This is a genomic window from Mammaliicoccus sp. JADD-157, assembly GCF_049310805.1.
Classification (GTDB): domain Bacteria; phylum Bacillota; class Bacilli; order Staphylococcales; family Staphylococcaceae; genus Mammaliicoccus; species Mammaliicoccus lentus.
In genome coordinates this window covers 267,726-281,645 of sequence record NZ_JBMOVZ010000002.1, presented here as the reverse complement: position 1 = coordinate 281,645, position 13,920 = coordinate 267,726, and the positions used below count along the sequence as shown (strand labels likewise).

12 protein-coding genes are annotated in these 13,920 nt (G+C 32.0%); 9 read left to right on the top strand and 3 right to left on the bottom strand.

The window, feature by feature from the left end:
* Positions 1–224: 224 nt before the first annotated feature.
* A complete protein-coding gene (gene ald / locus ACO6VN_RS07890; RefSeq protein WP_017000639.1) occupies positions 225–1,337 on the top strand; it encodes an alanine dehydrogenase in 1,113 nt (370 codons plus the stop codon).
* Between the two features lie 262 nt (positions 1,338–1,599).
* Here the strand turns inward: ald and ACO6VN_RS07885 are convergent, their stop codons facing one another.
* A complete protein-coding gene (locus tag ACO6VN_RS07885) occupies positions 1,600–2,229 on the bottom strand; it encodes a copper homeostasis protein CutC (protein WP_017000640.1) in 630 nt (209 codons plus the stop codon).
* Positions 2,226–3,284 carry a M24 family metallopeptidase gene (locus tag ACO6VN_RS07880; protein WP_064211084.1) on the bottom strand — a complete coding sequence of 353 codons (1,059 nt, stop codon included), beginning with the start codon at positions 3,282–3,284 and terminating at the stop codon, positions 2,226–2,228. The genes ACO6VN_RS07885 and ACO6VN_RS07880 overlap by 4 nt, the downstream gene beginning before the upstream one ends.
* A gap of 108 nt (positions 3,285–3,392) precedes the next feature.
* Between ACO6VN_RS07880 and ACO6VN_RS07875 the strand changes: the two genes are divergently transcribed.
* Positions 3,393–4,082, top strand: coding sequence for a metal-dependent hydrolase (locus ACO6VN_RS07875; RefSeq protein ID WP_017000642.1), 690 nt, complete (start codon positions 3,393–3,395; stop codon positions 4,080–4,082).
* 142 nt (positions 4,083–4,224) lie between these two features.
* The gene (locus tag ACO6VN_RS07870) at positions 4,225–5,520 is read left to right on the top strand and encodes a DRTGG domain-containing protein (RefSeq protein ID WP_017000643.1); all 1,296 of its coding nucleotides are present in this window, start codon (positions 4,225–4,227) and stop codon (positions 5,518–5,520) included.
* Between the two features lie 164 nt (positions 5,521–5,684).
* On the opposite strand, the gene ACO6VN_RS07865 is transcribed toward ACO6VN_RS07870, so the two are convergent.
* Positions 5,685–6,044, bottom strand: a complete 360-nt coding sequence (locus tag ACO6VN_RS07865; RefSeq protein WP_064204351.1) for a YtpI family protein — start codon at positions 6,042–6,044, stop codon at positions 5,685–5,687.
* A gap of 74 nt (positions 6,045–6,118) precedes the next feature.
* Between ACO6VN_RS07865 and ACO6VN_RS07860 the strand changes: the two genes are divergently transcribed.
* From ACO6VN_RS07860 to accA, 6 genes are all read left to right on the top strand, one after another.
* On the top strand, positions 6,119–7,045 hold the full coding sequence (locus ACO6VN_RS07860) for a DHH family phosphoesterase (RefSeq protein ID WP_422404446.1): 927 nt from the start codon (positions 6,119–6,121) through the stop codon (positions 7,043–7,045).
* A 12-nt stretch (positions 7,046–7,057) separates the two neighbouring features.
* Entirely contained in the window at positions 7,058–10,249 is a 3,192-nt protein-coding gene (locus ACO6VN_RS07855; protein ID WP_422404445.1) for a DNA polymerase III subunit alpha, read from the top strand.
* Between the two features lie 137 nt (positions 10,250–10,386).
* Positions 10,387–11,616 (top strand): NAD(P)-dependent malic enzyme, encoded by a 1,230-nt coding sequence (locus ACO6VN_RS07850; protein ID WP_026023712.1) that lies wholly within the window; start codon positions 10,387–10,389, stop codon positions 11,614–11,616.
* Positions 11,617–11,636: 20 nt separating this feature from the next.
* A complete protein-coding gene (locus ACO6VN_RS07845; protein WP_017000648.1) occupies positions 11,637–12,092 on the top strand; it encodes a FadR/GntR family transcriptional regulator in 456 nt (151 codons plus the stop codon).
* 16 nt (positions 12,093–12,108) lie between these two features.
* The gene (gene accD / locus ACO6VN_RS07840) at positions 12,109–12,978 is read left to right on the top strand and encodes an acetyl-CoA carboxylase, carboxyltransferase subunit beta (RefSeq protein ID WP_017000649.1); all 870 of its coding nucleotides are present in this window, start codon (positions 12,109–12,111) and stop codon (positions 12,976–12,978) included.
* Complete coding sequence (gene accA, locus ACO6VN_RS07835; RefSeq protein ID WP_194201348.1) at positions 12,971–13,915, top strand: acetyl-CoA carboxylase carboxyl transferase subunit alpha; 945 nt, start codon at positions 12,971–12,973, stop codon at positions 13,913–13,915. Before accD ends, accA begins: the two co-directional genes overlap by 8 nt.
* Positions 13,916–13,920 lie beyond the last annotated feature (5 nt).

Genomic DNA, 13,920 nt, shown 5'->3' with positions numbered 1-13,920 from the left:
CTCCTTGTTCTTTTATCTTATTATATCATAATTTTCTGAAAAAATAACAAATTAACTTTTTAATAATAGAGATAATGTCACATTTTTTATCATAATATGATAAAGTATAATTATCGTTTGAATATTTAGAAATTTAAGATATTAGCAATAGTATAATTTTTGAATAAAAATGATTGCGCTTTCAAAATTATGGCGTTATGATTGAGTCAAGGAGGGAATTTATTATGATAATTGGAGTACCAAAAGAGATAAAAAATAATGAAAATAGGGTGGCATTAACACCCAGTGGAGTAGCAACTTTAATTGACCAAAAACACTCAGTTAAAGTAGAAACTGGTGCAGGTTTAGGTTCACAATTTACAGACGAAGACTACAAGGCTTTAGGTGCTGAAATTGTTGATCAAAAAGAAGCTTGGAATGTTGAAATGGTTATGAAAGTTAAAGAACCTCTTGAAGAAGAATTTCAATTTTTCAAAAAGGATTTAATACTTTTTACATATCTTCATTTAGCAGCAGAAGAATCGTTAACTAATGCATTATTAGAAAATGAAGTAACAGCAATTGCTTATGAGACTGTTCAATTAAAAGATCGCTCTCTACCATTATTAGCACCTATGAGTGAAGTTGCAGGAAGAATGTCTACACAAATTGGTGCTCAATTCTTACAAAAAACTAATGGTGGAATTGGAATTCTATTATCTGGTGTACCCGGTGTTAAACGTGGAAAAGTCACAATAATTGGCGGCGGACAAGCAGGAACAAATGCTGCTAAAATGGCAGTCGGTCTTGGTGCTGATGTTACAATTATTGATTTAAATCCTACTAGATTACAACAATTAGATGATTTATTTGGTTCTAGTGTACAAACAATGATGTCATCACCATTAAACATCGAAGAATCTGTAGTTGAAAGTGATTTAGTGATAGGTTCTGTTCTTATCCCTGGTGCAAAGGCACCAAAGCTTGTAACTGAAGATATGGTTAAGAAAATGAGACCTGGTTCAGTACTTGTGGATATTGCAATTGATCAAGGTGGTTCATTCGAAACATCTGATAGAATTACAACGCATGACGATCCTACATATGTTAAGCACGGTGTCCTTCATTATTCAGTTGCTAACATGCCTGGCGCAGTGCCTAGAACGTCAACAATAGCTTTAAATAATGCAACAACTCCATACGCATTACAACTTGCAAACAAAGGCTATATAAAAGCATGTCAAGAAAATGAAGCACTAGCAAAAGGTTTAAACACAATTCATGGTAAATTAACTTACGAAGAAGTAGCAAAAACATTTGATAAGGAATTTACACCTTATCAAGACATCTTGAAATAATAGAGAAAGCACAAAATGTTGGTATATTAAACATTTTGTGCTTTTTTGAAAAGATAAAAATGAACAAACTAGATTATAAATTATATATTTAGTCTTTAGAATGGCAGGGTTATACTAAATAATAAATCTTCCGAATAAAAAGACTAAGAGTCCGAGACACAAAATAATGTCTCGGACTCTTATGTTATATGGCAGTAGCTGACTGGATTGAAAACGCACTTATATCAAAGTTTTCAATCCTAATCAATCCTTATACTTTAATTTAGACAATCTTAGTTCCATGTACTTCATCAAACGGTATGTCGTTAAGTAACGTTTGTAAATTATCTTTATTAAGTCCGCCACCTGGCATAATTGTGATGTTGCCTTTTGAATGCATTAGCAATTTACCGAGATGGAATACGTTATCAAAGACTGATTGGTCACTTGGGCCGCCATGTGTTAACAAGCGCTCAAAGCCGTGGTCAATTAGCCAATCAAGAGACTTTAATTGAATATATGGATTGATTAAATCAAATGCCATGTGACATACAGCGTGTGTATCTCCGCATGTTTCTTTTAAAGCATCCATTTTCCATTCATCGAGTTGTTCATTTTCATCTAAACAACCAAAAACAAATGCGTCTACATTTAAAGTTTTAAGTTGAATAATATCTTGTCTCATTACTTCATATTCAAAATAATCGTAATTAAAGTCTCCACCCCTAGGCCTGATCATAACAGCAACTTGTACATCATTTTGATGACATAACTCGGTTGCAATTTTAACCATACCATAGCTAGGTGTAGTGCCACCTACAGATAAGTTATCGCATAATTCTATACGATTTGCTCCGTTTTTAATCGCATGGTTAATTTGTTCAATTGTTTCAACGCAAGATTCTTTTATCATTTTTCATAACCTGTTAAAAATTCATGGCCGTCTTTTGTTACGACAATATCGTCTTCAATTCTAACACCAGCTACTCCAGGAACATAAATGCCTGGTTCAACAGTTAAAACCATACCTTCTTTAAATGTATCTGTGTTAACGCTAGAAATATCAGGGAATTCATGAACACTTAATCCTAAACCGTGACCGAGTCTATGTGGGAAGTAATCGCCATATCCAGCATTACTTATAATATCTCGTGCTACTTTATCACATTCAGAGATTTTAACGCCTGGTTTAATAATATCAATTGCTTTTTTATTTGCTTCTAATACAATGTTATAAATTTCTTGAGCTTTTTCAGGAGGTGTACCAAATGCTATTGTTCTTGTAATGTCCGAGCAGTAACCTTTGTATATAACACCTAAATCAAATAAAACATATTCATTGTTTTGTAATTTTCTATCTCCCGGGGTACCATGTGGTGCTGCTGCGTGATCTCCGAATAATACCATCGTATCAAAGCTCATTTTTGAAATCCCATGTTGTTTCATAGTTGTTTCAATATGATTAAGTACTTCGATTTCAGTTACACCTTCAGCCAATTTTTCGGCACCAGCTTTAATTGCTAAATCTGCGTATTTAGCCGCTTCATGCAATAATTCAATTTCATTTTGAGTTTTAATGTTTCTTACATCTTTCAACACTTGATCAATATCTTCGAATTTTTCAACATTAAAAGCTTTTTCTACTTCGCGAAAACGTTTAACAGATAAATGTTCGGATTCAATAGCGAAAGTTTTATAAGTTCTTTCTTCAATTAAGTCAAAAGCTGATTCAGTATCTAAATATCCAACGATATCCCCTTTGAACCCAGCATTTTTAGCTTCTTCAACTTCCATTTTTGGACAAAATAGTGTTTCTTCTCCGTCTTTTGTAATTAATAAACTAAATAAACGTTCATGAGGTTCAGATAAATAACCAGTTAAATAAAAAATATTTAAAGGTGTTGTTATCCATGCAGCATCTACATTTTTCTCATTTAAAAACGTTGTAATTTCATTGTGTTTCATAATTCAGCCTCCCAATTATCTTTCGTACATCATTATTCTAGACTTCCTGCTTAATAAATTCAAATTTAGGGTATATAATATAGAGAAAAGATATTGTGAGGAGGGAAATTCATGAAAGTATCATTTCATGGTCAATCAGTTATATATTTCGAAAGTAAAAATCATAAAGTGATTGTAGACCCATTTATATCTGGCAATCCTATGAGTGACTTAAATGTAGATGAAGTTGAAGCAGATTATATCATATTGACACACAGTCATGGCGACCATATTGGGGATACAGTAAATATTGCTAAAAGAACAGGTGCACTAGTTATTGCATTACCAGAAGCAATTGATTATTTATCTAATAAACATGGACTTGAAAACCTACATCCAATGAATATTGGTGGGAACATTGAATTTAATTTTGGTAAAGTAAAATTTGTTCAAGCATTCCACAGTAATAGTTTTACAGAAGAAAATGGCGAAATAATTTATTTAGGAATGCCTGCAGGTATTGTTCTAGAAACAGAAGGTGGCACAATTTATCATACAGGTGATACAGGTTTATTCAGCGATATGAAGTTAATAGCTGATAGACATCCTGTTGATTTATGTTTTGTACCAATCGGTGACAACTTTACAATGGGCATTGATGATGCAAGTTATGCCATCAATGAGTTTATCAAACCTAAAAAAGTCGTTCCAATCCATTACGACACATTTGATTTAATTAAACAAGATCCAAAAGAATTTGAAAAAGCTGTAACAAAAGCAGAAGTTCATATTTTAAAACCAGGTGAACATGTAGAATTATAATTAATATAAGAGACTGAGACAGAAATAAATGTCCCAGTCTCTTATATTTTGTTAATGATTCTTTCTTATGTAAACATATCTTTTAATCTCTCAAGAATGTATAATATAATTAATTCATTTTAATCGATAGAGGGTATAAAACATGACGAAACATGAACAAATAATAAAGTACATTGAATCGTTATCTGTTGGACATAAAATCTCTGTCAGACAGATTGCTAAAGATTTAAATGTTTCAGAAGGTACTGCATACAGGGCGATAAAAGAAGCTGATAATAAAGGGTTAGTAGCATCAATTGATAGAGTAGGTACAGTTAGAATTGAAAGAAAATCAAGAGAACAAATTGAAAACTTAACTTTTAATGAAATTGTGAAAATAGTAGATGGACAAGTTTTAGGTGGTAAACAAGGCTTACATAAAACCTTATCTAAATTTGCAATTGGTGCTATGGAAATCAAAGATGTTGTTAAATACTTAACGATGAATACATTGCTTATAGTCGGTAATAGAGCAGATGTTCAAATGGAAGCGTTGAAAAGAGGTTCAGCCGTATTAATAACGGGTGGATTTGAAGCGGATGATGACATTATCGAATATGCCAATGAGCATGATTTACCTATAATATCTTCTAATTATGATACGTTTTTAGTAGCCAATGCAATCAATCGAGCTATTTATGACCAAATGATTAAAAAAGAAATTCTTATGGTAGAAGATATCATGATACCAATTGAAGAAACTTCTTATTTATTTGATAACCAAAAAGTGAGAGATTGGAACGAAATGTCACAACAAACTTCTCATACTAGATTTCCAGTTGTCGATAATGAACTAAAGGTCATCGGTATTTTAACGAGTAAAGATATTGTTAATGAAGAGCCAGATAAACAGATTAAAGCTTTAATGACTAAAGCACCAATCGTTGCGCATTTAAATACAACGATAGCTACATGTGCTCATTTGATGATTTGGGAAGGTATTGAATTGTTACCAGTTGTCTCAAATACGAAAGAATTAATTGGTATAATCTCAAGAGAAGATGTGTTAAAGACAATGCAACTGATGAGTAGACAGCCTCAGATAGGAGAAACAATTCATGATCAAATTGCTAAACAAATTAGTATGGAGAACGGCAAAATAAAAGTTAATATTTCTCCACAACTTACAAATCAATTTGGTATGATGACGAAATCAATTTATATAGCAGTAATAGAAGAAGCACTTAGATATGAAGTGAGAAAATTGAAGAAATCAGAGTTGATGATTGAACATATAGACATTTATTATTTTAAAACGGTACAAATTGATGAAGAAGTTACTGTTAATATATCAGTTTTAGATATGGGCAGGTTGTCTGCTAAATTTGAAATATCTATGATGAATGGTAATAATACTGTTGCGAAAGCATTGTTGATGTGTCAATTACTAGATAAATAAAAAAGTCTGGAAAACAATAAATGCTCCAGACCAAAGAAAAATATTGGCAATAGATGACTGAACTGAAAATGCACTTATATCAAGCTTTTCAATTCTAATCATTCTTGCCGGGGTGGGGCAACGAAACCTTTTTAGTAAAATGAGGTTTCTGTCCCACTCCGTTTTTAAGATGATTGATTACGTTTTTTTCGTTCGAATTCTTCCCAAGCTTTGTTCTCAATCGGTAAATTACCTTTAAAGTATTTACTTGCTTTATGTCCATAGGTAATATTAACAATACCAAAGAACACCAATACTAAGACAATTATGTAAGTAACTAAAGTTGGAAACAAAAGTACTTGGTCTGCTGAGAATGCTATTAAGAAGATACCAAAGAAAAATCTCGCGCGTTCTTTATGATATGCTTTTCTAACATCTCTTTTTGTTCTGAATGAACGGGCAAAGTTTAAAATAGTAAAAATTAAAGCGAGAATCATTACGGTTACGGATAACGCAACCAATACGGACATAATTTCAGGTGACATAGTTTAATCCTCCTACCAAGAAGCATTATATCAATTTATAAAATATAAGTAAATATATAGAAAGAGGGACCAATATGAATGACATTTTAAATAAAATTAAAGAATACGAAACAATAATTATACATAGACATGTAAGACCAGACCCTGATGCTTACGGCTCGCAACTAGGAATGAAATATATTTTAGAAGAAGCTTTTCCCGAAAAAAATATTTATGCAGTTGGACAATCAGAACCTTCATTAGAGTTTATTGGTGAATTAGACAATATTGAGGATGAAGTATACCAAAATGCTTTAGTAATAATTTGTGATACGGCAAATGAACCAAGAATCGATGATAATCGATTTAAACTAGGTAAAGAGCTCATTAAAATAGATCATCATCCACCAGTTGATTCATATGGCGATATTAATTATGTTAACACTGAAGCTTCTTCAACAAGTGAAATTATTTATGATTTAAATCAAGAGTGGAATTTAAACCAATCTGAAATTAATACAAAAGCAAGTCGTGTATTATATTTAGGTATAGTAGGAGATACTGGTCGTTTCTTGTTTGATAATACGACACCTCATACTATGGAAGTAGCCGCTTCACTTATGACTAAAGAATTTAACCGCAATGAAATGCTTAATCAACTTAGTGAACGTGAACCAAAGCTATTACATTTTCAAGGGTACATCCTTCAAAACTTCAACTATGATGGAAACGGATTTTGTTATATAAAAATAACGAAAGATATATTAGAAAAATTTGATATTTTACCAAATGAAGCATCATTATTTGTCAATGCAGTTGCAGATATTAAAGGTGTGAAAGCTTGGGTGTTTGCAGTCGATGAAGGAAAAGAAATTAGATGTCGCATTAGATCTAAAGGTATAAAAATAAATCATATTGCGGCAAAATACAATGGTGGAGGACACCCTAATGCATCAGGTGCTTCTGTATACAGTTGGGAAGAGTTCAATGAATTAGCTAGAGATATTAAATCTGAAATATAGGAGGTAAAGCGCATGGTAAGTCATTTAAATATTCATTCGTCATTTGATTTGTTGAATTCTAGTTTGAGAATTCCAGATGTTATTAAAAAGGCTAAAAATGAAAATTATCAAGCGCTTGCTATAACAGATTTAAATGTCATGTATGGAGCTTTGCAATTTTATGATGAATGTTTAAAACAAGGTATTAAACCTATATTTGGTTTGACCATTTATTTAGATGATCAATTAAATGAATTAGAATGTGTGTTGTTAGCCAAAAATCAAACTGGTTATCAAAATTTAGTTAAATTATCTTCAGCGATATCTCTTAAAGAAAGACATTCAACGCCAATCGAGTGGTTAAATACTTATTCAGAAGGTTTAATCATAATAGGTAAAAACTTAAATATTGATAATGAACATTTATTCCATTCAATAAAAATATCTGACCAAGACAAGTACATATCCCATGATTCATCAGTTGAAGAAAATTATAAAAAAGTGTATATGCAATCGGCTTTATATTTAAATGATGAAGATAGCGATAGTTTAATTGCATTAAATGCTATTAAAAATAATGAAAAATTAACAATATCTGATTTTAATACGCATTTAAACCAACATTTTTTAACTATGGAAGAATTAAGCCAAATTGACGTCTCATCTAAATTTATCAAAACAACTGATGAAATAGCTGAAAAATGTAATGTACAAATTCAATACCATCAAGATTTATTGCCGAAGTATGTTACGCCAAATGGCAAAGATAGTGATACTTATCTGTGGGAATTATTGATGAACAATAAATCAAACTTTCCACAATTTAATGACACTTATGCTGAAAGGTTGAAATATGAGTATGACATTATAGTATCCATGGGATATTCAGATTACTTCCTTATAGTGAGTGACTTAATAAATTATGCGAAATCAAATGATGTGTTAGTTGGTCCAGGGCGTGGCTCTTCAGGTGGTTCGCTCGTAAGTTATATACTAAATATTACGACATTGGATCCTATTGAATATGACCTATTATTTGAGCGTTTTCTAAATCCAGAACGTGTAACTATGCCGGATATTGATATTGATTTCCAAGATACGAAGCGGGATAAAGTTATTCAATATGTCCAAGAGAAGTACGGTGATAATAGAGTAGCAGGTATAGTGACTTACGGTCATTTGCTAGCACGAGCAGTTGCAAGAGATGTAGGTAGAATATTGCAATTTGATGAACCAACTTTAAATTATATATCTAAGTTAATACCACACAAGTTAGGTATAACTTTAGACGAGGCATACGAAAGTGATGAATTTAAACAATTCGTCAGTAAAAATCATTTAAACGAAAAATGGTTCCAATTATGTAAACAATTAGAAGGTTTACCAAGACATACTTCGACACACGCAGCAGGTATCATTATAAACGATCAACCTTTACATGAATTTGTACCGACAATGATGGGAGATACAGGTGTATTAACACAATGGACGATGACAGAAACTGAAAAATTAGGTCTGTTAAAAATCGACTTTTTAGGATTAAGGAATTTATCAATCATTCAACAAGTTGTGAATCAAGTTAAGTATCAAGAAAAAACTGAAATTGTTATCGAAAATATACCTTATGATGATCAAAAAGTATTTCAACTATTATCACGTGGAGAAACTACTGGAATATTCCAACTAGAATCTCAAGGTGTAAGAAGTGTGTTGAAAAGGTTAAAACCTGACCATTTCTTAGATATAGTAGCAGTGACTTCTTTATATAGACCAGGACCTATGGAAGAAATACCTACTTATATAAAAAGAAGAAGAAAAGTTGAACCAATTGAATACTTGCATCCTGATTTAGAAGAAATCTTAAAGTCTACATATGGTGTTATTATTTATCAAGAACAAATTATGCAAATAGCTAGTAAATTTGCTGGTTTCTCCTATGGTGAAGCTGATATTTTAAGAAGGGCTATGAGTAAGAAAAATAGATCTGTTCTTGAAAATGAAAGAAAACATTTTATAAATGGAAGTTTAAGTCGTGGTTATGAAGAACAGACAGCTATTAAAATTTTTGATTTAATTTTAAAATTCGCTGATTATGGTTACCCTAAAGCTCATGCTGTCGCATATAGTAAAATAGCTTACATTATGACTTATTTAAAAGTGCATTATCCTACTTACTTTTATGCATCTATTTTATCTAATGTAGTTGGTAATGAAAATAAAACTGAACAAATGGTTACAGAATTAAAAAGGATAGGTGTAAAAATTTATCCGCCATCTATTAATCATAGTGAATGGTTCTACAAAGCAACCAAAACTGGTATATACACATCTTTAGGTGCAATTAAAACTGTCGGTTATCAAAGCGTAAAGAGTTTAGTAGAAGAAAGAAAGTATAGAGGACCTTATAAAGATATGTACGACTTAGTGCATAGGCTACCAAATAAAGTTAAGAATAAAAAACTAATTCAAGCACTTATTTATGCTGGGGCGTTAGATGATTTTAAGCAAACTAGAGCAACAATGCTACAGTCTTTAGATGATGTTTTCGAAAGTAGCGCATCTGTTGGAGATGCGAATAATTTACTTTCAGAGTTAGGTTTAAATGTTAAAAAAGAATTTAAAGAAGTAGAAGAAATGCCTAGTTTAATGAAAAGTGAATATGAAAAAGAATATTTAGGATTTTATGCTACAGAACATCCTATCTTAACATTATTTAAGCAGCATCAATATTTAACGATTTATCCAATTAGAGTACAAAACGATAAAGTGCCAATGCTTGTTATGATTGCTTCTTTAAGAAAAATAAGAACTAAAAAAGGACAAAACATGGCATTCGTTAATTTAATTGACGGTATTAATGAAGTTGAAGGCGTTATTTTTCCGGATACGTATAAAAAAATTGAAACAATGAATATAGAAAATAAACCTTTAATTATTCAAGGCAAATTCGAAAACAGAAACGGTAAAATGCAAATAATTATCAACCAAATAGATTTATTAGAAGATTATAAAGAGTACAAAATCAAAACAACTTCTGAATTAGTTGTTCGAAATGTATTTGAACTTAATGATTGGGTTACGCAAAATCATAAAAGTGGCATTAAAGTAACTTATTTTAATGACGAAGATTATACATCTCATAATATGGGTTATTTAAATTCTGATAAAGGAAATATTAAAGATTTTATCGATATGATAGGTTACGAAAATATACGATTGATATAGGCTTTATTAATCAATTAAATTATGATATAGTATTCTCCATGGTGGTCTGACCACTATGGAGAATTTTTTAATTAAAAATAGGAAATTTCATGTATAATATATTGGGAGATACATATAATAACGAAGGGATGATTATATTGTCATTAAGAGACGATGCTTTATACATGCACAAAGAAAAACAAGGAAAATTAGGCGTATACGCAAAAGTTAAAGTCACAAATAAAGAAGAATTAAGTTTAGCTTATTCTCCAGGGGTAGCTGAACCATGTAAGGACATTCATGAAGATGTCCGCAAGGTTTATGATTACACAATGAAATCTAATGCAGTAGCTGTTATAACTGATGGTACAGCTGTTCTTGGATTAGGGGATATTGGTCCAGAAGCAAGTATACCGGTAATGGAAGGTAAAGCTGTATTATTTAAAAGTTTTGCTGGAGTAGATGGTATTCCAATTGCATTAAATACAGTTGATGTAGATGAAATCGTAAATACAGTGAAGTTACTAGAGCCAAATTATGGTGGCGTAAACCTAGAAGATATTTCAGCTCCAAGATGTTTTGAAATTGAAGAAAGACTAAAAAAAGAAACAAAAATACCAGTTTTTCATGATGATCAACACGGAACTGCAATTGTTACAGTTGCAGGCTTATTAAACGCGCTTAAATTGACGGATAGAGATTTAGCTGATATCAAAGTTGTATTAAACGGAGCAGGTGCAGCAGGTATCGCAATTATCAAACTTCTATACAGTTATGGTGTTAGAAATATGATTATGTGTGATTCTAGAGGTGCAATCTTTGAAGGTCGTGAATATGGCATGAACCCTACTAAAGAATTTGTAGCTAAATGGACTAACAAAGATAAAATTGAAGGTAAATTAGAAGATGTCATTAATGATGCTGATGTCTTTATTGGTGTGTCTGTTGAAGGTGCTCTAACTAAAGATATGGTTGACACTATGGCTGAAGATTCAATTATCTTCGCAATGGCAAATCCAGTTCCAGAAATCATGCCAGATATAGCTAAAAAAGCAGGAGCAAAAGTAATCGGTACAGGTCGTTCTGACTTTCCAAACCAAATTAATAATGTCCTAGCATTCCCTGGTATATTTAGAGGTGCATTAGATATTCGTGCGACTCATATTAATGAAGAAATGAAACAAGCAGCTGTTGAAGCAATCGCTAACTTAGTTTCAGATAAAGAATTAAACGCTGACTATGTCATCCCAGGCCCATTTGATCCTAGAGTAGCACCTTACGTAGCAAAGGCGGTAGCTAAAGCAGGAATGGAATCAGGCGTTGCACGTATTGAAGTAGATATAGATGAAATTGAACGTAAGACATATGAACTAGCAGATTTATCATAATTTCGGAAGGAGACACCACATTGGATAAAGATAAACAAAAAGGTTTAATCAAAATTGTTGAACAAATTCAAACAATTATTGTTGAAAAAAATATTCAAGTGGGAGAAAAACTACCTTCTGAAAGATTTCTCAGCGATACGCTTAATGTTGGACGTTCAAGTATAAGAGAAGCACTTAGAGCTTTAGAGTTACTAGGTGTGATACATACGAGAAGAGGTGAAGGTACATTCTTAAGTGATATGTACCAACACCAACTTTTTGATTTAATTGGTAGATTTTTGATACACAATGATTCTCAATTAGATGAAATAAACGAACTTAAGTGGATGATTGAGAATTTCTGTGAAGAGCATACTAACATTGAAGCACAATCAAAAGAAGAACTTGTTTCTTCAAATAATAACCAAATTATGTATATGATTTGGAAGTTACTCTCTCAATATAGCGATAGATTTGAAAGAGATAATAGTAATTAAGTCAGGGGGTAGTGACATGTTTAAAGACTTGTTCAATCGTAACCAGAAAAAGAAAAAATATGTGACAGTTCAAAACAGCAAAGATAACGACGTTCCTGAAGGTATTATGACGAAATGCCCTAAATGTAAAAAAATTATGTATACTAAAGAACTTGTACAAAACTTGAATGTTTGTTTCAATTGTGATCATCATATACCTTTAACTGCTCATGATAGAATTCAAGCTATAAGCGATGAAGGTGCATTCCAGGAATTTGATGCAGGGATGATAGCAGCGAATCCATTAGAATTTCCAGGTTATGAAGAAAAACTACAAAAAGACAGACAGAAAACAGGTTTGAATGATGCAGTAGTAACTGGTATTTCAAAAATAGATGGCGTTCCATATGGTGTTTGTGTTATGGATTCTAGATTTAGAATGGGTAGTATGGGCGCAGTTGTAGGCGAAAAAATTTGTAGAATAGTAGATTACTGCACTGATAACAATTTGCCGTTTGTTTTATTTACAGCAAGTGGTGGAGCAAGAATGCAAGAAGGTATTATCTCACTCATGCAAATGGCTAAGACTAGTGTTTCTATCAAGCGTCATAGTGATAAAGGTTTATTATTTATTTCATATATGACCCACCCAACAACAGGTGGTGTTTCTGCAAGTTTTGCTTCAGTTGGTGATTTGAATTTTGCTGAGCCTAGAGCTTTAATTGGCTTTGCGGGTCGTAGAATTATAGAACAAACAATTAGTGAAAAATTACCGGATGATTTTCAAACTGCTGAATTCTTGTTAGAACACGGTCAATTAGATAAAGTAGTGCATAGAAAAGATATGTACCGTACACTTAGTACAGTACTAAGTATGCATTATAATGAGGTGAAAGATAATGCTTGAATTTGAAAAGCCACTAAAGGAAATAAAAGAAAAAATTGAATCAATAAAAGCTTATCAAGAAAAGCATAATGTTAATCTAGCAGATGAAGTTGAAATGCTAGAAGCAACATTAATAAAAGAAACAGAGAAAATATATGAAAACTTACAACCATGGGATAGAGTACAACTCGCAAGGCTACAGGAAAGACCAACTACTTTAGATTATATTCCGTATATTTTTGATGAATTTATTGAATTACATGGTGACCGCACATTCAGAGATGATCCGGCTTTAATTGGTGGATTAGCTTATTTTAACGGTGTCCCTGTAACTGTTATCGGTCATCAACGTGGTAAAGATACGAAAGACAATATATATAGAAACTTTGGTATGGCTCACCCTGAAGGATATAGAAAAGCATTGAGATTAATGAAACAAGCGGAGAAATTCAATAGACCGATTGTTACGTTTATCGATACTAAAGGTGCATATCCAGGAAAAGCTGCCGAAGAAAGAGGACAAAGTGAATCTATTGCTAAAAATTTAGTAGAAATGGCTTCTTTAAGTGTGCCTGTTATTTCAATTGTAATAGGTGAAGGAGGTAGTGGTGGCGCGCTTGGATTAGGCGTTACAAACCGCTTGCTAATGTTAGAAAATAGTACATATTCTGTTATATCACCAGAAGGGGCAGCTGCTTTACTTTGGAAAGATTCTAATTTAGCTCAAATGGCTGCTGAGACAATGAAAATTACTGCACCTGATTTAAATGAATTGGATGTTGTAGATGAAGTTATTAAAGAGCCATTTGGTGGTGCACATAAAGATGTCGAAAACCAAGCTAAACTAATTAAAAATTCTTTGGAACTTCATTTATCAGAGCTAAGAAAATTATCACCTGATAATTTAATAGAAGATAGATTTAATAAGTACCGAAATATTGGAAGTTATATTGATTAATATTT